Origin of the sequence: Agrobacterium sp. M50-1, assembly GCF_049843495.1 — a bacterium.
Taxonomy (GTDB): domain Bacteria; phylum Pseudomonadota; class Alphaproteobacteria; order Rhizobiales; family Rhizobiaceae; genus Agrobacterium; species Agrobacterium radiobacter.
This window is the reverse complement of sequence record NZ_JBBHZH010000006.1, coordinates 29085-51520: the sequence shown is the minus strand read 5'-3', so window position 1 is coordinate 51520 and position 22436 is coordinate 29085. Positions and strand designations below refer to the sequence as shown.

The window sequence follows — 22436 nt, the reverse complement described above, 5'->3', positions numbered from 1 at the left end:
ACACCGATGATTGAATCTGCACATTTGAATGATGATAAGATGCAGACTATATGATGGTGAGGTTTTCGAATTTAAATGGCGGTTTTGGTAAAAGATGGGCTTTAGCGACTTTATCACATTGTTTTTTCTCGTTGCAGCGGTGCTGATCTTCTTTCAGTTGCGCAGTGTCCTTGGCCGCCGCACGGGCAATGAGAAGCCGCCATTCGACCCCTATAGCCCGCGAGATGTGGCAAAGGGGCCCGTTGCAGACGATAACAAGGTCGTGACCTTGCCGAAACGCAGCGAGGCAGAGGATGAGAACCGCTTCGCCGAGGCGGATGCGCTAGCGCCCGTCGATACGCCGCTCAACGCATCATTGCGTGAGGTGATGACCAGGGACCCGTCTTTCGGTCCCAAGGAATTCCTGAACGGCGCTCGCATGGCTTATGAAATGATCGTCATGGGTTTTGCCGATGGCGATCGAAAGACGCTCAAGAACCTTCTGTCGAAGGAGGTTTTCGATGGTTTCGAAGCGGCGATTTCCGAGCGGGAAGGTCGTGGCGAGGTGGTGAAGTCCACCTTCGTGGGCATCGAGAAAGCAGATATTACCCAGGCCGGTGTGCGCGATTCCGAAGTGCAGATCACCTTGAGGATCATCAGCCAGCTGATTTCGGCGACCTATGACAAGGATGGCAAGCTGGTGGATGGCGATCCGGATGCGGTAGCGGAGGTGGATGATATCTGGACCTTCTCGCGCGATATCCGCTCGCGTGATCCGAACTGGAAGCTGATCGCCACCGAATCCGAGCAATGACCGCACCTTTTTCGATCGAGGAAGTTTCTTTCAGCGACCTGCCCGGATGGCGGCAAGACGATCCGGGCAAGCTTTTTCCGGCGATGGCGACAATCCTGTCGCACCTTAGGAACGCAAAACCCTACAGGACCGGCGCGCTCGGGATCACGGCAGCGGAACTGGTTTCGCTTCTGGATAGTGCTGAGAAAAACCCAGCAAACAGTCCGGAGCAGGCGCGCCGGTTTTTCGAAACCAATTGCGTGCCTTTCAGGATTTCTTCGGCTCCGGGAAAAAGCGGTTTCGTAACCGCCTTTTACGAACCCGAACTGGAAGTGTCATCTGAACACGACGACATTTGGCGTTATCCGATTTACCGCCGGCCGCCCGAACTGGTGGATATCGACGATACCAATCGGCCTGCCGGTTTCGATCCTTCCTATGCTTTCGGCAGGGCGGGTAAGGACGGTATCTCCTATTATCCCGACCGCCAGGCGATCGATGAAGGGCATCTGGAGGGCAGGGGCCTTGAGATTGCCTGGGCGAGATCGAAGGTCGACCTGTTTTTCGTCCATGTGCAGGGTGCGGCACGTCTGGTTTTTCCTGACGGCGCGGTAAAGCGCATTACCTATGCGGCCAAGGCCGGGCATGCGTTTTCCCCGATTGGCCGTCTGCTTCTCGATCGCGGAGAACTTGATCCGAAAACCGTGTCAATGCAGACGATCCGCAAATGGCTCGCTGACCATCCCGACAAGGTGGATGGGGTGCTATGGCATAACCGCTCCTATATTTTTTTCCGGGAGGCGGATGTCGCTGATCAGGATATGGGGCCGATCGCCGCCGCAAAGGTGCCGCTTGTCGCCGGGCGCGCGCTTGCGGTGGACAGGCTCATCCACACGTTCGGGCTTCCCTTCTTCATCCATTCACCGTCGCTAACTCATCTCGATGACGGAAAACCTTTTGCGCGGCTTATGCTGGCGCTGGATACGGGTTCAGCCATTGTCGGCCCGGCCCGTGGCGACATCTTCACCGGCTCCGGTTTCGAAGCAGGAGAGCTTGCCGGTACGGTGCGCAACGAGGCCGACTTTTATATACTGATACCGCGGGTTGCTGCGGAGAGGTATCGGTGATGAAGAGCAGTCGCAAGCTCGGCAAGGAAGAACGCATTCTATGGGGAAAGGTCGCAAAAACCACGCGGCCGATCTCCGGCAGACTGGAAGATTTGCTGGCTTTCGAGGACATGGAGGAGCCTCTGGTTGAACCCGAGGTTTCCCAGACCGGCAAAAGCAGCTTTCCGCGCATGCTTGCGGAGCCGGCCGAGCCGCCATCAGCGGCTCCGGACAAAAAGCCGAAAATTCATCAGCCGATGGAAAAACCCGTCAAGCGCAAGCTCACCCGTGGCCGGCTACCGCTGGAAGGGCGGATCGATCTGCACGGTATGTTCCAGAGCGAAGCCCATGCGGTGCTGCTTGATTTTCTGTTGCGCGCGCATGAACGTGGTCTCAGGCATGTGCTCGTCATAACGGGCAAGGGGCGTTCCATTGGCAGCGATGGTGCGTTGAAAAGGGCGGTGCCCATGTGGTTTTCCAAACCGGAATACCGCCACCTGATTTCATCCTATGAGGATGCATCCGCCAATCACGGCGGCGACGGCGCTCTTTATGTGCGACTGGCGCGTCGGCGGGGTGAAAAGTCATGACGCCCTTTGCGGAGGCAGTGCGGCAGCTTCGTGAACGCAAGGGCGTGACGCAGAAACAAATGGCCGCCGCTATCGGCGTGTCGCCGGCTTATCTTTCGGCGCTCGAGCATGGCAAGCGTGGAAAGCCGAGCTTCGATCTGCTGCAGCGTATCGCCGGATATTTCAACATCATCTGGGATGAGGCGGAGGAATTGTTCTTTCTGGCCGGCTCGTCCGACCCGAAAGTGGTGATCGACACCATCGGCCTGCCGCCGCAATATACGGCTTTCGCCAACCGTCTCGCACGGGATATTCGCAAGCTGCCGCCGAGTGTGGTAGAGGAACTGTCAGCCTTGCTGCAAAAAAGCCGTTCTTGCGATTGAAACCCCTCTATCCCCTGCTTTATTCAGCATCCTGAAGCATGCGGCCTTTGGGATTGGGTGTAGAATTTCTATAGTCGCATGTCGGATTTGAGTGATTCGCTGGCTTCAGGCCTTCTCACTGGAAACCTGGCCAGGAAAACTTTGGAAAGAGTACTTATGACCGAAACATCGTCAAGCGAAGTCGGCGCGAATGCGGAATATGGAGCCGATTCGATCAAGGTTCTCAAGGGCCTTGATGCCGTGCGCAAACGGCCCGGCATGTATATCGGCGATACCGATGACGGTTCCGGCCTGCATCACATGGTCTATGAAGTCGTCGACAACGCCATCGATGAGGCTCTCGCCGGTCATGCCGATCTGGTGACGGTGACGCTGAACGCCGATGGCTCCGTGACGGTGACGGATAACGGACGCGGCATTCCGACCGACATCCATTCTTCCGAAGGCGTTTCCGCCGCCGAAGTCATCATGACCCAGCTGCATGCTGGCGGTAAATTCGACCAGAATTCCTACAAGGTGTCCGGCGGCCTGCATGGCGTGGGCGTGTCGGTGGTCAATGCGCTCTCGGTCTGGCTGAAGCTCAGAATCCGCCGCAATGGCAAGCTGCATGAAATCGGCTTCACCCATGGCGTTGCTGATGCGCCGCTTTCCGTCATTGGCGAATATGAAGGCCGTTCGGGCACGGAAGTCACATTCCTTGCAAGCCCGCAAACCTTCACCATGACGGACTATGATTATGGAACGCTGGAGCATCGCCTGCGCGAGCTCGCATTCCTGAATTCCGGCGTGCGCATCCTGCTCACCGACAAGCGCCATTCTGATATCAAGCAGGAAGAGCTGCTGTATGATGGCGGCCTCGAAGCCTTCGTCCGTTATCTCGACCGTGCCAAGAAGCCGCTGGTGGACAAGCCTGTCGCCATCAAGGGCGAAAAGGATGGCATTACGGTTGAGGTCGCGCTCTGGTGGAACGACAGCTACCACGAGAACGTGCTCTGCTTTACCAACAACATTCCCCAGCGCGACGGCGGCACCCATATGGCCGGTTTCCGCGCGGCGCTGACCCGTCAGGTGACCTCCTATGCCGAAACCTCCGGCATCCTGAAAAAGGAAAAGGTAAGCCTGCAGGGTGAGGACTGCCGCGAAGGTCTGACGGCCATTCTTTCCGTCAAGGTTCCCGACCCCAAGTTTTCATCGCAGACGAAGGACAAGCTCGTTTCGTCCGAAGTGCGTCCGGTCGTGGAAAGCCTCGTCAACGAAGCGCTCTCCACCTGGCTGGAAGAACATCCGTCCGACGCGAGAATCCTCGTCGGCAAGGTTGTGGAAGCGGCGGTTGCCCGCGAAGCCGCCCGCAAGGCGCGGGAACTGACGCGCCGCAAGGGTGCGCTCGATATTGCCTCTCTGCCCGGCAAGCTTGCCGACTGCTCCGAGCGCGATCCGGCGAAATCCGAACTTTTCCTCGTTGAGGGTGACTCCGCTGGCGGTTCGGCCAAGCAGGGCCGCTCGCGCGAAACGCAGGCGATCCTGCCGCTGCGAGGCAAGATCCTCAATGTCGAACGCGCCCGTTTTGACAAGATGCTGTCCAGCCAGGAAATCGGCACGCTGATCACGGCACTTGGCACGTCCATCGGCAAGGACGAGTTCAACGCCGACAAGCTGCGTTACCACAAGATCATCATCATGACGGATGCTGACGTCGACGGCGCTCACATCCGTACCCTGCTGTTGACCTTCTTCTTCCGCCAGATGCCGGAACTGATCGAGCGCGGCCATCTCTATATCGCCCAGCCGCCGCTTTATAAGGTCACGCGTGGCAAATCCGTGCAGTACCTCAAGGATGAAAAGGCGCTGGAAGAGTACCTCATCTCCATGGGTATCGAGGAAGCATCGCTGACCCTCGGCTCTGGCGAAGTGCGTGTCGGCGCCGATCTTCGCGAAGTCATTCTGGATGCGGTGCGCATGCGCTCCCTGATCGACGGGCTGCATTCGCGTTACAGCCGCTCGATCGTGGAACAGGCCGCCATTGCCGGCGCGCTGAACCCCGAGCTTTCGGCCAATGCCGCCCGGGCTGAAGAAACCGTTGCCGAAGTGGCGCGGCGTCTCGACATGATTGCGGAAGAGACCGAACGCGGCTGGTCCGGCACGGTGCTGGATGATGGCGGCCTGCGCTTCGAGCGTATGGTTCGCGGCGTCAAGGAAGTTTCGACGCTGGATATGGGTCTCATCGGTTCGGCCGATGCCCGTCATATCGATCAGCTCGCAGCCCGCACGCGCGACATCTACGTGACGCCGCCGGTTCTGCAACGCAAGGACGGCACCATGGAACTGCCAGGCCCCCGTGCGCTTCTGGATGCGATTTTCGCCGCCGGCCGCAAGGGTCTTTCCATGCAGCGTTACAAGGGCCTCGGCGAAATGAATGCCGAGCAGCTTTGGGAAACGACGCTTGATGCCAACGTCCGCTCGCTTCTGCAGGTCAAGGTCAACGATGCGACCGATGCCGACGGCCTGTTTGCCCGCCTGATGGGTGACGAAGTGGAGCCGCGCCGCGACTTTATCCAGGAAAATGCGCTGAGCGTTGCAAACCTCGACATTTAACCTTGTGGAGCGTTTCGCGTAACGATTCACGTGAAACGAAACTTTAACAAAAGGCCCGGCGGAAATTGACCGCCGGGCCTTTTGTTCTGTGCGGACAAGCTGAAATCAGTCGGTCTTGCCCGTGAAGCGTCCTTCAAAAGCCACGTCTGAAAGCGGCAGACGCTTGCTCGGTACTTCCCGTTCCGCCAGATCGTCAGGAAGAACGGACTTGTCGGTCAACGTGCCGATGGCGACCCCGGCCTCCACCTTGTAGCCTTCTGGAATATTCAACCTCTCAACGATCTGGTCTTTCAAGATGCCGGCCATGCCGTGAGCGTGGTAACCGAGCAGATGCGCCTGCATGGCAAGCGAAAACCAGGCCGCACCGGCATCGAAGGAATGGGTCGCGGATGGTTTTTTCTCACCGTCGCGCGAGATGTTATGGTCGCGGGAAATGACGAAGAGCAGCACAGAGGCGTTTTTAGCCCAGCGCTGGTTTCCCTCCACCAGCAGTTCCACGAAAAGCGGCCAGTCTTCGCTGTCCTTGTGCGCATAGACAAACCGCCATGGCTGATAGTTGGAGGCGGAAGGCGCCCAGTGCGCCGCATCCAGAATGGTTAGCAGATGCTCATGCGGCATGGCGCCGCCGTCGAAGGCGCGCGGAGACCAGCGATCGAGAAAGAGGGGATCGACGGGATATTCGGATTGCCGGGAATTGCTGTTCGTCACGGGCTATGTCCTTTTGATTGCCGGGAGGGAAAAGGTATTTTTCGAAACTTGGCGTAGTCAAGGGGTGACAAGTATGAATGCATCGTTCATATATGCATCACCTTGTCTGACAACCGGGAGAGAGTTCCATGAAATTGATGCGTGTTGGCCAGCCCGGCCAGGAAAAACCTGCAATCCTCGACGCGGAAGGAAAAGTCCGCGATCTGTCCGCCCATGTGAAAGATATCGGCGGCGACGCCATTTCTCCCGAGGGCCTCAAAAAGATCGCCGCGATCGATCTGAGCACGCTTCCGGTCCTGAATGAAGATCGCATCGGCGCCTGCGTTGCGGGAACCGGAAAATTCATCTGCATCGGTCTCAATTTCTCCGACCATGCCGCCGAAACGGGTGCCACCGTACCGCCGGAACCGGTCATTTTCATGAAGGCGACCTCGGCCATCGTCGGTCCGAATGACAACGTCACTATTCCGCGCGGTTCTGAAAAGACCGACTGGGAAGTCGAGCTCGGCGTTGTTATCGGCAAGACCGCCAAATATGTCTCGGAAGCCGATGCTCTCGACTACGTTGCCGGCTATTGCGTTTCGCACGATGTTTCCGAACGCGCCTTCCAGACGGAGCGTGCCGGCCAGTGGACCAAGGGCAAGTCCTGCGACACCTTTGGCCCCATCGGCCCCTGGCTGGTAACGAAAGAGGAAATTACTGACCCGCAGAACCTCGGCATGTGGCTGAAGGTGAACGGCCAGACCATGCAGAACGGCTCCAGCAAGACCATGGTGTACGGCGTTGCCCACGTTGTCTCCTATCTCAGCCAGTTCATGTCGCTGCATCCCGGCGATGTCATTTCCACCGGCACCCCTCCCGGCGTCGGCATGGGCCTGAAGCCGCCGCGTTACCTGAAGGCTGGTGATGTCGTGGAACTCGGTATCGAGGGTCTCGGTTCCCAGAAGCAGACCTTCGTCGCCGACATCTGATCGCCACAGCGTTCAACGGAAAGTGAGGCGCTGGCGGGAAACCGCCGGCGCCTTCGATTTTGTGCACCTGCGAAAAGCTGCTATGGTTGAAAAAAAGAGCGTGATCGCGAGGGAGGCGTCATCAGTGTTCTACCACCTCTATGAAATGAACCATGCGGCCATGGCGCCGCTGCGTGCCGGTGCCGATATGATGCGCCAGGCCTGCAACAATCCTATGAACCCGCTTTCCAGCACGGCTTTCGGAAGAAGCCTCGATGCCAGCTTCGAGGTTTTCGAACGCCTGACGCGCCGTTATGTCAAGCCGGAATTCGGCCTTGCCACGACTATTGTCGATGGCGAGACCGTCGCCGTTGCCGCAGAGACCGTCTGGTCGCGTCCGTTCTGCAATCTCGTTCATTTCAAAAAAGAAATCGATCCTGCCCGCCGGCCCGAGCCGAAGGTGCTGCTGGTTGCGCCGATGTCCGGCCATTATGCCACATTGCTGCGCGGCACCGTGGAGGCCTTGCTGCCTTCGGCAGATATTTACATTACCGATTGGGTCGATGCCCGCATGGTGCCGGTGAGTGATGGGACCTTCGATCTCGACGATTACATCAGTTATGTCACCGAGATGCTGCGCGAGATAGGTCCGGGGGCGCATGTGGTCGCCGTCTGTCAACCGTCCGTGCCTGTTCTGGCCGCCGTTTCGCTTATGGAGGCCGATGGCGATAAATTTGCACCGGCATCCATGACGCTGATGGGCGGTCCGATCGATACGCGCATCAATCCCACAGCCGTCAATGGTCTCGCCACGGCGAAGCCAATCGAATGGTTCCGCGACAATGTCGTCATGCAGGTGCCGTGGCCGCAGCCCGCCTTCGGCCGCAATGTCTATCCCGGCTTTCTGCAACTCTCCGGTTTCATGTCGATGAACCTCGACAAGCACATGACGGCGCATAAGGATTTTTACCTCAACCTCGTCAAGAATGACGGCGATTCCGCCGAAAAGCACCGCGAATTTTACGATGAATATCTTGCTGTCATGGATCTGACGGCGGAGTTCTATCTGCAGACGGTGGAAACGGTCTTCATCGACCATGCGCTCCCGACAGGAAAGATGCAGCATCGGGGCAGGGCGGTCGATCCCGCCGCCATTCGCAATGTTGCATTGTTCACTGTGGAAGGGGAGAATGACGATATTTCGGGCGTCGGCCAGACAAAGGCCGCCCATGATCTCTGCAGTAACCTCTCCGAAAGCAAGCGCGCCCACTACATGCAGCCGGATGTTGGCCACTATGGCGTCTTCAACGGTTCGCGTTTCCGCAAGGAAATCGTGCCGCGCATGCTGGATTTCATCCGCAAGCATCAGACTGCCTAGGGTAAGATGGCGGGTGGTGCCGCGCATTTGCGTGGCCAACGGACGGACGAATCGGCTATGAAGGGTTCATGTTTTCGCTCCTCAGAAAATCCCTGAAGTCACCGGCGCCAAAGAAGGTTGCTCCGAGCCAGCGCACCGTCGCAGTGGCGGGCCGGCAGGTGCCGATCACGGTCAGGGAAAATCCGCGGGCCACGCGCATCACCTTGCGCATCGAACCGGGCGGTCGGGCGCTGAAACTGACGATCCCCATGGGCCTGCATCACCGCCAGGTGGATGATTTTCTCGAGAGGCATCAGGGCTGGCTGGAAGGCAAGCTTCTGAAATTCAGCCTCGATGACGGTTTGCGTCCGGGCGCTACCATCGATATCAGAGGCATATCCCACCGCATTGACCATACCGGCAGCCTGCGAGGGCTGACACATATCGCGAAAGACGCCGATGGCGTCGACGTTCTGAAAGTCAGCGGCGCGCCGGAACATCTGAGACGACGGATCGCGACATTCCTGAAAAAGGAAGCGAAGGCCGATCTGGAACGGCTCGTCGCCGTTCATGCCAGCGCTGCCGGCCGGCCGGTGCGGTCCATCAGCATGAAGGATACACGCAGCCGCTGGGGCTCCTGTTCCCATGATGGAAACTTGAGCTTTTCCTGGCGTATCGTCATGGCCCCGGAAAAGGTCATCGATTATCTTGCCGCCCATGAGGTCGCGCATCTGAGCGAAATGAACCACGGTCCGAAATTCTGGGCCTTGTGTGAAAAGCTGTGCCCGCACACCAATGAGGCCAAGGACTGGCTGAAACGCCACGGCTCCAAACTTCACGCCATCGATTTCGATTGAAACCTGCGGCACGGATCGCCATCTGGATTCACGTGAAACATTCCATCGGGAATGGGTGCGATTTGGCTCGACTCTTGTCGCATTTCATGTCAGGTCGCGGGTATGAAACCGGATATCAAGATTTGCGGATTGAAGACACCGGAAGCGCTGGAGCGTGCCGTCAGGCGCGGTGCGTCCCATGTCGGTTTTATTTTCTTTGAAAAAAGCCCGCGCAACATCGAGCCCGATATTGCCGGCAGGCTGGCGGAAGCCGCCCGTGGCGCCGCCAAGGTGGTCGCGGTCACCGTCGATGCCGATAATGATTATCTCGATGAAATCGTTGATCTCGTAAAACCGGATATCCTGCAGCTGCATGGCAATGAAAGCCCGGAACGGTTGCTGAACATCAAGGCGCTTTATGGCCTGCCCGTCATGAAGGCGATTTCCATTCGCGACGCCGCTGATCTTGCCAAAATCGACCCTTATATTGGAATAGCCGATCGTTTTCTGCTGGATGCCAAGGCGCCGGCGGGCTCCGACCTGCCGGGTGGTAATGGCGTCTCGTTCGACTGGACCATCCTGCGATCACTTGACGGAAGCATCGATTACATGCTTTCCGGAGGGTTGAACAAGGACAATGTCGCTGAGGCTCTGGCGGAAACCAAGGCAAGCGGACTAGATTTGTCGTCCGGTGTCGAAAGCGCGCCGGGCATCAAGGATCTGTCCATGATCGATGCATTTTTTGATGTGGTGAATGATTGGTCGAAAGGCCCAAAGGGAGCTTGAAGTGAACGACGCGCCAACACCCAATTCTTTTCGTGCTGGTCCCGATGAGGACGGCCGTTTCGGCATTTACGGAGGTCGCTTCGTTGCCGAAACGCTGATGCCACTCATTCTGGATTTGCAGGCGGAATGGGACAAGGCCAAGACCGATCCCGCGTTTCAGGCGGAACTCAAGCATCTCGGCGCGCACTATACCGGTCGCCCGAGCCCGCTTTATTTCGCCGAGCGCCTGACGGCGGAACTCGGTGGCGCGAAGATCTATTTCAAGCGCGAAGAGCTGAACCACACCGGCTCGCACAAGATCAACAATTGTCTCGGCCAGATTCTGCTTGCCAAGCGCATGGGTAAGACCCGTATCATCGCGGAAACCGGCGCCGGCCAGCACGGCGTTGCCTCCGCCACGGTTGCTGCGCGCTTCGGCCTGCCCTGCGTCGTTTACATGGGCGCGACGGATGTTGCCCGTCAGGCCCCAAACGTCTTCCGCATGAAGCTTCTGGGCGCTGAGGTGAAGCCGGTCACGGCCGGTCATGGCACGCTCAAGGACGCCATGAACGAGGCTCTGCGTGACTGGGTCACCAATGTCGAGGATACCTATTATCTGATCGGCACCGCGGCTGGCCCGCATCCCTATCCGGAAATGGTTCGCGATTTTCAGGCGGTCATCGGTGAGGAAGCCAAGGCGCAGATGCTGGAGGCGGAAGGCCGTCTGCCGGATCTGGTCGTGGCGGCCGTGGGCGGTGGATCGAACGCCATCGGCATCTTCCATCCTTTCCTCGATGACAAGAATGTCCGCATCGTCGGTGTTGAAGCCGGCGGCAAGGGTCTTTCGGGTGACGAGCATTGCGCTTCCATCACCGCCGGTTCGCCGGGCGTGCTGCACGGCAACCGCACCTATCTGCTGCAGGATGACGACGGCCAGATCAAGGAAGGCCATTCCATTTCCGCAGGTCTCGACTATCCCGGCATCGGGCCTGAACATTCCTGGCTGAACGATATCGGCCGCGTGGAATATGTGCCGATCATGGACCATGAGGCGCTGGACGCCTTCCAGATGCTCACCCGCCTTGAAGGCATCATTCCGGCTCTGGAGCCGAGCCATGCTTTGGCCGAGGTCATCAAGCGCGCCCCGGAGATGGGCAAGGATGAAATCATCCTGATGAACCTTTCCGGCCGTGGCGACAAGGATGTCCACACCGTCAGCAAGTTCCTTGGAATGGATGTATAAGATCATGACTGCACGTATGGACAAGCGCTTCGCCGATCTGCGCGCTGAAAATCGCCCGGCCCTGATTACCTATTTCATGGGCGGCGACCCGGATTTCCAGACCTCGCTCGGCATCATGAAAGCGCTGCCGGAAGCCGGTGCTGACATCATCGAACTCGGCATGCCTTTTTCTGACCCAATGGCGGATGGTCCGGCGATCCAGCTGGCAGGCCAGCGCGCGCTGAAGGGTGGCCAGACCCTGAAGACCACGCTCGATCTCGCCCGCGAGTTCCGCAGGCAAGACGATGCAACGCCGATCGTGATGATGGGCTATTATAATCCGATCTATATCTATGGCGTCGAAAAGTTTCTGGAAGACGCGCTGGCGGCTGGCATTGATGGCCTGATCGTGGTCGATCTTCCGCCGGAAATGGACGATGAACTCTGCATACCGGCGCTTGCGCGCGGCATCAACTTCATCCGTCTGGCGACGCCGACTACGGATGGCAAGCGTCTGCCGACTGTCCTTAAAAATACCTCAGGTTTCGTTTATTACGTCTCGATGAACGGCATTACCGGTTCGGCGCTTCCCGATCCCTCGTTGATCTCCGGCGCTGTCGGTCGTATCAAGGCGCATACGGAACTGCCGGTCTGTGTCGGTTTTGGTGTCAAGACGGCCGATCATGCAAAAGCGATCGGTGCGGTGGCAGATGGCGTCGTGGTCGGTTCGGCCATTGTCAACCAGATTGCGGGCAGCCTGACCAGGGACGGGCAGGCGACCGCCGATACCGTGCCGGCCGTTACGACGCTGGTAAAAGGACTTTCAACGGGCGTGCGTGCGTCGCGCCTTGCCGCTGCGGAATAAGCGCGCGGCCCAGTCAGGAGTAGACAGTTGAACTGGATCACTAATTACGTTCGGCCGCGGATCAATTCCATGCTTGGCCGCCGCCCGGAGGTTCCGGAGAACCTGTGGATCAAGTGCCCGGAAACGGGCGAAATGGTCTTCCACAAGGATCTGGAAGACAACAAGTGGGTCATCCCGGCTTCGGGTTACCATATGAAGATGCCGGCCAAGGCGCGCCTTGCCGATCTTTTCGACGGCGGCGTCTACGAGGCGCTTCCGCAGCCGAAGGTGGCGCAGGACCCTCTGAAATTCCGCGATTCCAAGAAATACACCGACCGTTTGCGTGACAGCCGCACGAAGACCGAGCAGGAAGACACGATCCTTGCAGGTGTCGGCCACTTGAAGGGCCTGAAGATCGTTGCCGTCGTGCATGAATTCCAGTTCATGGGCGGTTCGCTCGGCATTGCTGCCGGCGAAGCCATCGTCAAGGCCTTCGAGCGTGCGATTTCCGAGCGTTGCCCGCTCGTCATGTTCCCGGCCTCCGGCGGCGCGCGCATGCAGGAAGGCATTCTTTCGCTGATGCAGCTGCCGCGCACCACCGTTGCAGTGAACATGCTGAAAGAGGCCGGCATGCCCTACATCGTGGTTCTGACGAACCCGACGACGGGCGGTGTTACGGCGTCCTATGCCATGCTGGGTGACGTGCATATTGCCGAGCCGGGCGCCGAAATCTGCTTTGCAGGCAAGCGTGTCATCGAGCAGACCATCCGTGAAAAGCTGCCGGAAGGCTTCCAGACCTCGGAATACCTGCTGGAACACGGCATGGTGGATATGGTCGTCGACCGCCGCGAAATCCCGGACACCTTGGCCAATCTGCTCAAGATCATGACCAAGGCGCCCGCTGACAACGCAAACGCTGTCGTACTGCTGGCCGCTTCGGCCTGAGGAAAAAAATATGTCGCCCGGAGGCATAAACTGCCTTCGGGATGATGCTATACGTTGCATGATTTCATTTTTTGGTGCGGCGGACAAATGGCAAGCAAAACGCCTGAAAGGCGAACGGAAGACATGACGAAGCCCGCGATCGGTGAGGCCGAAAAGATCATTGAAGAGCTGATGCAGCTCCACCCCAAGGGGTTTGATCTTTCACTCGACAGAATTTCCCGTCTTCTTGAAAAACTCGGCAATCCCCAGAACAGAATGCCGCCGGTGATCCATGTGGCCGGCACCAATGGCAAGGGCTCTGTCAGCGCCTTTTGCCGGGCCTTGCTCGAATCGGCAGGACTTCCTGTTCATGTCCATACAAAGCCGCACCTAGTGAACTGGCATGAACGCTATCGCATCGGCGTCGCCGGTGAGAGAGGCCGCTTCGTTGACGACGCTGTTTTCGCGGACGCGCTGCGTCGCATCGAAATCGCCAATGAAGGCCAAAAGATCACCGTTTTCGAAATTCTGACGGCAGTGATGTTCCTTCTTTTTTCGGAACATCCAGCCGATGCGGCGATCGTGGAGGTTGGTCTGGGTGGGCGCTTCGATGCAACCAATGTGATCAACAATCCTGCTGTCTCTGTCATCATGCCGATATCGCTCGATCACGAGGCCTATCTCGGTGACCGCGTGGAGCTGATCGCCGCCGAAAAGGCCGGCATCATGAAAAAGGGTTCGCCCGTCGTCATCGGTCATCAGGAATATGATGCGGCGCTCGAAACGCTGGTCGCCACGGCGGAACGGCTCGGTTGCCCGGTATCCGTCTACGGGCAGGATTTTTCCGCCCATGAAGAATTCGGCCGCATGGTCTATCAGGATGAATTCGGTCTGGCCGATGCGCCGCTGCCGCGGCTTCCCGGCCGTCACCAGCTTGCCAATGCCGCCGCCGCGATCCGCGCCGTCAAGGCCGCCGGTTTCGAGGTGACGGAACGGATGATCGAAAAGGCCATGACCACGGTGGAATGGCCAGGTCGTCTGCAGCGTATCCTGTCCGGCAAAATTGCTGAAATGGCCCCGAAAGATGCGGAAATCTGGGTCGACGGCGGTCATAACCCCGGTGCGGGCGAGGTCATCGCCGAGGCCATGGCTGGCTTTGAGGAAAAGACGGCACGCCCGCTGTTCATCATTGCAGGTATGATCAACACCAAGGATCCGGTAGGTTACTTCAAGGCCTTCGCAGATATCGCCGAATATGTCTTCACCGTGCCGATTGGCGGCACGGATGCGGCGATCGACCCCGTGGTACTTGCCCATGCCGCCTTCGATGCTGGCCTCGTGGCAGCGCCAACATCGTCTCTCACGCATGCCTTGGAGGAGCTGTCGCGCCGCTTCGATCCCGAGGGACCAGCGCCGCGCATCCTGATCGGCGGCTCGCTTTACCTTGCGGGCAATGCGCTTGCCCTGAACGGCACGGTTCCCCAATAAAAAAGCCCGGCATCTCTGCCGGGCCTTTTTTCATTCCATTGATATTTTTATGCGGCGCCGGAAATCCAGGCGGAAAGCGCTGTCTTGGGAGCAGCGCCAACCTTGATATCAGCCACTTCGCCGCCCTTGAACATGGCAAGGGTCGGGATTGAGCGCACGCCGAACTGGGCCGCCAGTTCCGGGTTTTCGTCGATGTTCAGCTTTGCGACCTTGACCTTGCCGGCCAGCTCGGACGAAATTTCCTCAAGGCTTGGCGCGATCATCTTGCACGGGCCGCACCATTCGGCCCAGAAATCCACCACGACTGGTTCGGCGGATTCCAGGACTTCGGACTGGAAGTTGGCGGCATCGACTTTTACGGTAGCCATATCTGGCTCTCCTTTCAGCTAATCTTTTCCGCTATCGATGTGATGCGGGCGCGTCGGAATTTCAATGCCCCGGTATCTCACTTTGTCTTTATTGCGGCAAGAGCCTCTCTCATCGCATCGTCACCAACCGCTATAAAGGCAGCATTTTCCGTATAGATCAGCGCGCAGACAAATTCTTTGCCGGGGTAGAGCGGTGCTAGAATTTCGCGATAGATGGCAAGCTGCGCCGTGTGGGAGAAAGGTATTTCACGCGCTTCGCGCGGCGGCACGCGGTTGGTCTTGTAATCGACCAGAATGACGCGATCCCCTTCAACCGCCAGCCGGTCGACGCGGCCGGAGACGGCGTATTGCTGCCTGCCAATCGTCATCGTGCCCATGATCGACACTTCCGCGCGGCTGTTAGCTGAGAAGGCCGGTTGCACCGCCGGCTCGGACATAACGCGCAGAACCGCCTTTATCAAATGTTCGCGCTCGGCGGCAGGCCAGAAACGGGCCGCACGCTCCGCATAACGGCGGGCAGCTGCTTCCCGCTCCAACTCTGTAAAATCCGGCAGGGCTTGCAGCATGCGATGCACTAGCCGGCCGCGCTGCAGCGCCAGCGAGGAGGCATCGGTTTTCTCGCCGAAAAGCGGCGAACGCACGGCGAGATCATCCGCACCATCATCAATGATGGTGCCCGCACCGGATGGGCTGAGCGGCCTCGGCAAGGAGGGCAGCACCGGCAAGGGAGCGAGAAGCCCGGCCGGAAGGGCGTAATCTTCCTGCTGCTGCGTTTCCGGTAGTTTTTGCGGGACGGATGTCGTGCGAGCCTCGGATTTGCGCCAGACAAGCCCCTGCCATTCCTCGCCATCCGCCATGAAAAGCTGCGGTTTGCAATGGTCTTCATTGTTGGCAAGCGCCGCCTTGACGATGGCATGCCAGCATTCGGGATTTTCCTTCTGGCCGCGATAACCGCAGACGACAAGGTGATCGGCAGCGCGCGTCATCGCCACATAAAGCAGCCGTCGATATTCGTCCTCGGCGGCCGTCTTCAGTCGTTCTTCGTCCGAGCGGATGAGATGATTGGAAAAACCGCTGCCGGGCAGCCACACCGGGAAGGCGTCCTCACCCGCTTCGACGAAGCGCAGTTTCGGCACATGGCTGTGGTTGAAGGCCTTCGAACCGCCATCGACGACAAAAACGACCGGCGCTTCCAGGCCCTTGGAGGCGTGCACGGTCATGATGCGCACTTCGCCGCGATCCTTGTCCTGCTCGCGCTTCACTTCAGGAGAATCGGTTTCCAGAACGGACAAAAAGGCCTGCAGGCCTGGCAGGCCGGTTCTCTCGTGATCCAGCGCGAAGGAGAGGAACTCATCCAGAACGTCGCTCGCCTCGTTGCCAAGCCGGCCGAGGAATTTCTTGCGTCCGTCATGCAGGGTGAGGACCGCTGCAAAGAAATCATGCACCGTGGCCGTTTTCGAAAGCGCGATGAAGCCTTCCAGCTTGGCGGCAACGATGGAAAGATGGCTATTCTCTTCCTTCGAAAGGATTTGCAGCCGTTTCCAGACGCTCTCCGTTTCCGATCGCGTGGCTGCAATGTCGAAAACGTCATCTTCCGTCAGGTTGAAGAGCGGGCTTTTCAAAAGTGCAGCGAGTGAAAGGTCATCTTCGGGCAGGACAACGAAATGGCCGAGCGCCAGAAGGTCCTGCACGGCAATGTGGTCGGTCAGGCGAAGGCGGTCGGCACCGGCAACGGGAATGTTCTTGCGCCGTTTCAACTCCCGGGTCAGCGCATTGACGAAGGCATGGCGTTTTCTGACAAGCACCAGAATATCACCGGGCTCGACGGTGCGCGCGACGCCTTTTTCGATGATGGTCTCGCTTCCGATCATGTCGGCGATACGCGCCGCGATACGGCGGGCAACGATGGTGGCTGGCGCGCTTTCCCGCAGCGCATCGAAGGGGGCCGTCCAATCCTCTTCGTCTTCAGTGGTTTCCGGCGCCACCATGTCCCAAACCTCCACGGTGCCCGGATGGCCGGCCCGGTTGGATCGGTGTTCCACCGGTTCGTTATCGGCGCTGAGACCGCTGGCGTTATTCGGGTCTGAAAACACCTGGTCGACAGCGGCCAGCACATCCTGCGTGGACCGGAAGGATAGCGGCAGGCGGATGCGGTGAAAGGCCTGCTCCACAGAATCGACGCGCCTTTTGGTCTCTTCGCGCTCCTGCGAAAACCGTTCCGGCCGGGCGCCCTGGAATGAATAGATCGACTGTTTTTCATCCCCCACGGCAAACAGCGTGCGCCGCCCCAGGCGGGCGCTCTCGCCCGTGAAGAAATCCGCCGCCAGCGACTGGATGATCGACCATTGCACCGGGCTCGTATCCTGCGCCTCGTCAACGAGAATGTGGTCGATGCCCTGATCCAGCTTGTAGTGTACCCAGGCGCCCGCCGTATCGCGGTTGAGAAGGTTGGCCGCGCGCTCGATCAGGTCTTCAAAATCGAGCTGGCTTCGCTGTTTCTTCAGGTCTTCAAAATCGCCGATCAGCCTTTCGGCCAGAACAAGGGCGCATTTTGTCGCCGCCAGCATCCGCACCAGACGATAACGGTTGCGGCAGGAAACAGCATGGTCACGCGCCAGCGTCAGGGCATCGAGAAGTTCGGGGGCGGATTTCTGCATGCCCTTGTTGATGACATAGGCATCCGATTTCTTTTCCCCCTTGGCTGTCAGCAGCGCCGCTTCGATGAATTGCATCCGCTGGACGGGGTCCGGGTGGCGTTTTGCCTCCCTGAGCGCATAAGCGACATCGATGACGCGTGATCCGCCTACCTCGTCGGCAAGGGCCAGATAGGTATCGAGCGCGAGGCCGGAGAGGCCGGGCAGAGGCCAGAAGGCGGCTGCCGCGGTTTCTTCGGTTTCCCCATCTGCGATCTGCATCGCGTGCCGCAACCGGGCATCGATGCCGCCAAATTGTTTGGCGTCGAGCAGAAAACCACGAAGGGCGCTGCGATTGGCGATGATGGCGGAGAGCAGCGCTTCCAGCCCGCTTTCATCGGCGAGATCGAGCACATAGGCTAGCGCCTGCGCCAGTTCCGCGTCGCGCTCCGTTGAAACCGCCGTCAGAAGTGAGCGGCGCGCCTCGGCCAGTAACGTGGTCGCTGCGCGGTCATCGAGAACGGAGAAATGGCCGGCGACATTGGCTTCCAGCGGAAACTGGTGCAGCAATGCCTCGCAGAATGCGTGGATCGTCTGGATTTTCAGCCCGCCCGGTGTTTCCAGCGCCTTGGCAAACAGCCTGCGCGCTTCGGCAAGCTTGATGCGATCCGGCACCCTGCCTTCGATGACGGCGATGCGATCCTTAAGATCGGAATCCGGCAAAGTAGCCCATTCCGCCAGGCGGTCGAAAACACGGCTCGACATTTCAGATGCCGCGGCCTTGGTATAGGTGAGGCACAAAATCGCCGAGGGCCGGCAGCCGGCCAGAAGCAGGCGGATGACGCGCTGGGTCAGGACATGGGTCTTGCCTGAGCCGGCATTGGCCGACACCCATGCGGAACTGGCGGGATCGGAGGCAAGCCGCTGCCGGGCGCTGGTCCAGTCAATCCAGCTTTCAGGCGTGTCGGCGGCGGGGCCGGCATCGAAGGGATCAATCGTCATCGCCGTCTCCCGGTTCTGTCGTCGACCATTCCGAAACGCGGGCGAGGTGGTCATATTCCCCACCATAGGATTGTTGCTCTTCCGGCACGAGGCGGGAGGCGAAGCCGTTTTCGCCTTCGCGCAGAGAATGAACGAATTTGGTGAGCTGTTCGATTGAATCCGTCGCAAGCTCAATCGCCGATTTCGGCGGTCTTTTGCCGCTTCGGCTGGAATGTTCGTTATTGACCTGATCGGCAAAGAAGCGCTCGCCCGGCCGCAGGCGAACATAAATGAGATTGTCAGGCGTGGGCGAACCGGCTTCGCGGAAGGCGCCGCGCATCAGCGCCGCCGCTTCCAGCGCAAGCTGCGGATCAAGCAGCGCGCGCGCCTGATTGACGGACGGCGCAAGCCCTGTCTTGTAATCGATAATATCCGCGTGGCCGTTTGTCTTGATGTCGATGCGGTCTGCGATCCCGGTCAGCCTTATGCCCGCCTCGGCGATTTCCTGCCCGGCGCGTGCCTCGAAAAAGCTGTGGCGGATGGATGGATACCTTTCTTTTTCCCACTCGATAAAGGCGCGCGCCACCGCTGCAAAACGCGGCCGCCAGATGACATCCACATGGGGAGGCAGGTTTTCCGCATCGAAACACGCATCGAGAATGCGCTGCATGGCCGAAAGCGAGGCCGGCGTGCCGGGAATATGCCCTTCGCGGGAATAACGCTCGATGATCGCGTGATAGAGCGTGCCGCGATCGGCGGCGTTCGGGTCACGGTTGAAGGGGGCAAGCGGGTCCAGTTTCAAGATGCGTCGCGCATAGATCGAATAGGGGTCCCGGCGCAGGCGGCCGACTTCGCTGAAGGAATAGCGCGTCGGCTGCAACTCGGCCGGCGGCTTCGGGGCAGGGCGCTTTGCTGCTTCCTGATCGATGCTTTCATCCATCAATCCCGCCCAATGGCGATAGGTCTCGCCCCGCTTCTTCAGGCTGCCGGCAAATTTCTCGCCGCCCAGCGCCAGTAGACGCTGCAGCCAGCGTGAGGCGACGGCGGGTGTCGAGCCCTGCCTCAGCGCGCGGGTGTAAAAAATCTGCCGGGTGCCATTTGCCATCTCGAAATCATGGGCCAGCTGGCCGATGCGCCGTTCCGGCGGCTCCAGCCCAATCGCGGTCTTCATGGTGCGGGACAGAAACGGATTATTCGCCGTCTGGCCGGGCCAGAGCCCTTCATTGAGGCCGCCGATGACGACGGTGTCGACACTTTGCAGCCGTGCCTCGAGCGCGCCGAAGATGAAAATGCGTGGATGGCGCATCGATCGTGGCTTGATCGATTCACCGGCCACCAGTGCCGCAAAAATATCGATCCATTGCGGCCCGTCAGCATCGAGGATTTCGCCGCTTTCCATCAGTTCGCCGAACAGTTCGGAAAGCTTGTCTCCCGCTTCACCGGACCAGAGCGCAGCAAGATCGTTGTTTTCATCCGCACAGATGGCTTCGACCACGCGGCCCGTCCGCTCCGCCCAGACGGACAGCGGCAATTTATCGGTGAAGGCGCGGCCGGATCTATCTTTGCGGACAAAGGCAGATCCGAGCGGTTCTGTCGCAATGTCAATCCGACGTGCCAGATCGCGCGCGGCCTCCGCGCTTGCCTCCGGCAGCGCCAGCCGCCAGGCGGGCGGGTGCCGGTCATCGCGCTGCGCCGCAAGCTGCGCATCCAGAACCGCTTTCAGATTGCCGATTTCGGTTTCGACACGGCCGCCGCGCAGCGCGATCAGTTCCAGCGCTTTCGAGGCTTTCGCGAAAGCTTCGTCGGAAAGCCCGAAACGGCTGAGCGGGTGTTTCAGAAGGGAAATAATCGGCACCGGGTCGCCGGGCCTCAGAATGGCTTCTAGCGCCAGCTGCGTCAGCCCGGCTTGCGGGGTGGCGGAAAGCGGCGTGCCGGCCGAATCGTCGGCTTCGATGCCGAAGCGCTGTAACTCCGTCGCCACGCGTCGCGCCAGTCCGCGGTCCGGTGTAATCAGGGCCGCTTGCGACGGGCGACCAGCCCCCGGCGCTTCAAGGGCCAGCCGCAAAGCCACTGCGATGGCCGTTGCCTCCTCGCGCTCATTGGCGGCTTCAATAAGCGTGGCGGCTGCGAAAGCATCGTCGAAAAAGCCGGGTTGCCTGTCTTCGCGCCAGCGATTCCAGTCGCTGGTGGATTTGGCCGGTGCGAGTGCGGCCGAAAACACCGCTGCGCGCTTTTCCAGATCGCCGTCAATGGCGCCAATCTGATCCACGTCATCGCGCAGGATGCCAAGCTTCTGCAGCAGCATATAAAGCCCGTATTGCGAATGGGTGCGGCTCGAAGGATCGGTCGGGTCCTCGGCAATCGCGTGCCATTGTTCCTCCGGCATGGCGAGGTCGAGGCCCGGAAGCACAACGGTGCCCTGCGGCAGGGCGGCAACGGCGGCGATGAGATCGGCTGCCGCAGGAATGGAGCCGGTCGACCCTGCGACGATGATCGGTCCCGTATCCGGCAGATCGGCAAGCCGGTTAGCTTCCGCCCGCAGAATGGCGTTGCGATGCCGGCCGGCGGACGAACGGTTGAGTTCGGCAAGCCGCGCTGGCCAGAAGACGCTGGCGATCCGCAGGAAATCCGCGGTCAGTTGCCACCATTGCGCGTGATCGCCGGTATCGAGATGCTGAAGCGCTTCCCAGTCCTTTTCTTCCGTATCCATGGCATCGATCACCTCGCCAAGCGCACGCGCCAGCCATATGGCGTCGGCGGGGCTGGCGGGGGCGACAAGCGGCGAATCGGAATGGATGGCCCGGATAGCGTCCGGCAGGCTGTTGCGCCAGGCGAGAATGAGACGCGCCAGTTCGATGAGCCGGCCGGTGCCGGAAATCGGCGGCGCCAGATCCATGATCTCAGGGTTTTCGATCTCGAAGAAGCCGCTATCGTCATCCGTCTCACCCAGAGGCCGGATCAGCGGTAGAATGGCGGATCGGCCGCCCAGAAGATCGACGAATTCGGAGCGCAGCACGCGGGCGGAGCGCCGCGTCGGCACATAGATTGTCACCTTGGCGAGCGATAGCGGATCGGCCGGATCGTATTTATAGCCTGATGTCAGTGTCCCATCACACAGCGTTTCCGCGAGCGTCTTGAGGAACGGTGTTCCCGCAGCGATCGTCAGGACGCGCTTTGCGTGGTGAGTAAGGGTCATGCAGAGCGTTTTTCCCTGAATTGCCGTATAATGCTTTCGGCGTCTTCTATTGCGTCAGGCGTGCCGACGGTAATCCAGTGGCCATCCAGAGAAAGCCCGAAAAGCCGGTCCTTTTCGATGGCGCGATCGAAATAGATATTGAGATTGAAGGCATCCGTCGGCGCATCGTCCAGCAGGCGCGAATCCATGGCGATGGCGCCGGCATAAACCACCGGGGTCGGATCACCGTCGCGATAACGCGACAGTTTCCCGTCATCCGCCAGGTTGAAATCCCTCTTCCCATTGTGTCCGGTGGTGCGATCCATGTCGACGCAGAGCAGGGCCATATCCATGCGGGCGGGATCGAAGAATTGCGCAAGCTTGCGCAAGTTGCTGACCGCATTCAGCTGCTCGCCGATCCAGAAAAGATCGGCATTCATGACGAAGACCGGCCCAGGTTCCAGAAACTTCAGGCCCTTGGCAAGCCCGCCACCGGAATTCATCAGCTGCGACTGCTCGTCGGAAATCAGCATTTTGGCGTCGGTGCGGTTTTCGAGATGGGCAATCATCTGTTCGGCGTGGTGATGCACATTGACGACGATTGTCTCGACACCGGCTTCGACAAGGGCATCGAGCGCATAGTCGATCATCGGCTTGCCGGCGATTTTCACGAGCGGCTTCGGGATTGTATCCGTGATCGGGCGCATCCGCGTGCCAAGCCCGGCGGCCAGCACCATCGCGTTTTTGATCGTCATCGTGGTCA

At 59.4% G+C, this 22436-nt stretch carries 18 protein-coding genes; 13 read left to right on the top strand and 5 right to left on the bottom strand.

The features are described 5' to 3' along the window. Positions 1 to 94: 94 nt before the first annotated feature. The 5 genes from WDZ78_RS15390 to gyrB all read left to right on the top strand — a co-directional run bounded on the left by WDZ78_RS15390 (position 95) and on the right by gyrB (position 5422). On the top strand, positions 95 to 793 hold the full coding sequence (locus WDZ78_RS15390) for a Tim44/TimA family putative adaptor protein (protein ID WP_425673503.1): 699 nt from the start codon (positions 95 to 97) through the stop codon (positions 791 to 793). After that, on the top strand, positions 790 to 1899 hold the full coding sequence (gene mltA / locus WDZ78_RS15385) for a murein transglycosylase A (protein WP_425673502.1): 1110 nt from the start codon (positions 790 to 792) through the stop codon (positions 1897 to 1899). Before WDZ78_RS15390 ends, mltA begins: the two co-directional genes overlap by 4 nt. Next, positions 1899 to 2468: a Smr/MutS family protein gene (locus WDZ78_RS15380; protein WP_003505344.1), complete on the top strand. Its 570-nt coding sequence runs from the start codon at positions 1899 to 1901 to the stop codon at positions 2466 to 2468. The genes mltA and WDZ78_RS15380 overlap by 1 nt, the downstream gene beginning before the upstream one ends. Then, positions 2465 to 2830, top strand: a complete 366-nt coding sequence (locus WDZ78_RS15375) for a helix-turn-helix domain-containing protein (RefSeq protein ID WP_060725292.1) — start codon at positions 2465 to 2467, stop codon at positions 2828 to 2830. Before WDZ78_RS15380 ends, WDZ78_RS15375 begins: the two co-directional genes overlap by 4 nt. 156 nt (positions 2831 to 2986) lie before the next feature. After that, a complete protein-coding gene (gene gyrB / locus WDZ78_RS15370) occupies positions 2987 to 5422 on the top strand; it encodes a DNA topoisomerase (ATP-hydrolyzing) subunit B (protein ID WP_020010699.1) in 2436 nt (811 codons plus the stop codon). 105 nt (positions 5423 to 5527) lie between these two features. Here gyrB and WDZ78_RS15365 read toward each other — a convergent pair whose 3' ends face one another. Continuing rightward, positions 5528 to 6130: a nitroreductase family protein gene (locus WDZ78_RS15365; RefSeq protein ID WP_020010698.1), complete on the bottom strand. Its 603-nt coding sequence runs from the start codon at positions 6128 to 6130 to the stop codon at positions 5528 to 5530. A gap of 128 nt (positions 6131 to 6258) precedes the next feature. On the opposite strand from WDZ78_RS15365, the gene WDZ78_RS15360 reads away from it, so the two are divergent. The 8 genes from WDZ78_RS15360 to WDZ78_RS15325 all read left to right on the top strand — a co-directional run bounded on the left by WDZ78_RS15360 (position 6259) and on the right by WDZ78_RS15325 (position 14516). Further along, positions 6259 to 7101 carry a fumarylacetoacetate hydrolase family protein gene (locus tag WDZ78_RS15360; protein ID WP_020010697.1) on the top strand — a complete coding sequence of 281 codons (843 nt, stop codon included), beginning with the start codon at positions 6259 to 6261 and terminating at the stop codon, positions 7099 to 7101. A gap of 124 nt (positions 7102 to 7225) precedes the next feature. Continuing rightward, a complete protein-coding gene (locus WDZ78_RS15355) occupies positions 7226 to 8458 on the top strand; it encodes a polyhydroxyalkanoate depolymerase (RefSeq protein ID WP_425673656.1) in 1233 nt (410 codons plus the stop codon). A 68-nt stretch (positions 8459 to 8526) separates the two neighbouring features. Further along, on the top strand, positions 8527 to 9294 hold the full coding sequence (locus WDZ78_RS15350; protein ID WP_003505351.1) for a M48 family metallopeptidase: 768 nt from the start codon (positions 8527 to 8529) through the stop codon (positions 9292 to 9294). 102 nt (positions 9295 to 9396) lie between these two features. Continuing rightward, on the top strand, positions 9397 to 10059 hold the full coding sequence (locus tag WDZ78_RS15345; protein ID WP_003505352.1) for a phosphoribosylanthranilate isomerase: 663 nt from the start codon (positions 9397 to 9399) through the stop codon (positions 10057 to 10059). A 1-nt stretch (position 10060) separates the two neighbouring features. Then, complete coding sequence (gene trpB / locus WDZ78_RS15340) at positions 10061 to 11281, top strand: tryptophan synthase subunit beta (protein ID WP_425673501.1); 1221 nt, start codon at positions 10061 to 10063, stop codon at positions 11279 to 11281. Between the two features lie 4 nt (positions 11282 to 11285). Beyond that, positions 11286 to 12125 (top strand): tryptophan synthase subunit alpha, encoded by an 840-nt coding sequence (gene trpA, locus WDZ78_RS15335; RefSeq protein ID WP_425673500.1) that lies wholly within the window; start codon positions 11286 to 11288, stop codon positions 12123 to 12125. A gap of 27 nt (positions 12126 to 12152) precedes the next feature. Beyond that, positions 12153 to 13049, top strand: coding sequence for an acetyl-CoA carboxylase, carboxyltransferase subunit beta (gene accD, locus WDZ78_RS15330; protein WP_425673499.1), 897 nt, complete (start codon positions 12153 to 12155; stop codon positions 13047 to 13049). An 87-nt stretch (positions 13050 to 13136) separates the two neighbouring features. Then, complete coding sequence (locus WDZ78_RS15325) at positions 13137 to 14516, top strand: bifunctional folylpolyglutamate synthase/dihydrofolate synthase (protein ID WP_425673498.1); 1380 nt, start codon at positions 13137 to 13139, stop codon at positions 14514 to 14516. Between the two features lie 47 nt (positions 14517 to 14563). Here WDZ78_RS15325 and trxA read toward each other — a convergent pair whose 3' ends face one another. The 4 genes from trxA to WDZ78_RS15305 all read right to left on the bottom strand — a co-directional run bounded on the left by trxA (position 14564) and on the right by WDZ78_RS15305 (position 22428). After that, positions 14564 to 14884, bottom strand: coding sequence for a thioredoxin (gene trxA / locus WDZ78_RS15320; RefSeq protein ID WP_003505361.1), 321 nt, complete (start codon positions 14882 to 14884; stop codon positions 14564 to 14566). A gap of 77 nt (positions 14885 to 14961) precedes the next feature. Beyond that, entirely contained in the window at positions 14962 to 18519 is a 3558-nt protein-coding gene (gene addA / locus WDZ78_RS15315) for a double-strand break repair helicase AddA (RefSeq protein WP_425673497.1), read from the bottom strand. Continuing rightward, positions 18509 to 21694 (bottom strand): double-strand break repair protein AddB, encoded by a 3186-nt coding sequence (gene addB / locus WDZ78_RS15310; protein WP_425673496.1) that lies wholly within the window; start codon positions 21692 to 21694, stop codon positions 18509 to 18511. Before addB ends, addA begins: the two co-directional genes overlap by 11 nt. Continuing rightward, entirely contained in the window at positions 21691 to 22428 is a 738-nt protein-coding gene (locus WDZ78_RS15305; protein ID WP_020010687.1) for a nucleotidyltransferase family protein, read from the bottom strand. The genes addB and WDZ78_RS15305 overlap by 4 nt, the downstream gene beginning before the upstream one ends. Positions 22429 to 22436: the final 8 nt, after the last annotated feature.

Excerpts from the sequence above, each read along its gene's own strand:
- WDZ78_RS15380 (WP_003505344.1), top strand. The coding sequence starts at position 1,899 with ATGAAGAGCAGTCGCAAGCTCGGCAAGGAAGAACGCATTCTATGGGGA.
- WDZ78_RS15360 (WP_020010697.1), top strand. The coding sequence starts at position 6,259 with ATGAAATTGATGCGTGTTGGCCAGCCCGGCCAGGAAAAACCTGCAATC.
- addB (WP_425673496.1), bottom strand. The coding sequence starts at position 21,694 with ATGACCCTTACTCACCACGCAAAGCGCGTCCTGACGATCGCTGCGGGA.
- mltA (WP_425673502.1), top strand. The coding sequence starts at position 790 with ATGACCGCACCTTTTTCGATCGAGGAAGTTTCTTTCAGCGACCTGCCC.
- WDZ78_RS15350 (WP_003505351.1), top strand. The coding sequence starts at position 8,527 with ATGTTTTCGCTCCTCAGAAAATCCCTGAAGTCACCGGCGCCAAAGAAG.
- WDZ78_RS15390 (WP_425673503.1), top strand. The coding sequence starts at position 95 with ATGGGCTTTAGCGACTTTATCACATTGTTTTTTCTCGTTGCAGCGGTG.
- trxA (WP_003505361.1), bottom strand. The coding sequence starts at position 14,884 with ATGGCTACCGTAAAAGTCGATGCCGCCAACTTCCAGTCCGAAGTCCTG.
- WDZ78_RS15305 (WP_020010687.1), bottom strand. The coding sequence starts at position 22,428 with ATGACGATCAAAAACGCGATGGTGCTGGCCGCCGGGCTTGGCACGCGG.
- WDZ78_RS15375 (WP_060725292.1), top strand. The coding sequence starts at position 2,465 with ATGACGCCCTTTGCGGAGGCAGTGCGGCAGCTTCGTGAACGCAAGGGC.
- addA (WP_425673497.1), bottom strand. The coding sequence starts at position 18,519 with ATGACGATTGATCCCTTCGATGCCGGCCCCGCCGCCGACACGCCTGAA.
- WDZ78_RS15325 (WP_425673498.1), top strand. The coding sequence starts at position 13,137 with ATGGCAAGCAAAACGCCTGAAAGGCGAACGGAAGACATGACGAAGCCC.
- WDZ78_RS15345 (WP_003505352.1), top strand. The coding sequence starts at position 9,397 with ATGAAACCGGATATCAAGATTTGCGGATTGAAGACACCGGAAGCGCTG.
- gyrB (WP_020010699.1), top strand. The coding sequence starts at position 2,987 with ATGACCGAAACATCGTCAAGCGAAGTCGGCGCGAATGCGGAATATGGA.
- trpA (WP_425673500.1), top strand. The coding sequence starts at position 11,286 with ATGACTGCACGTATGGACAAGCGCTTCGCCGATCTGCGCGCTGAAAAT.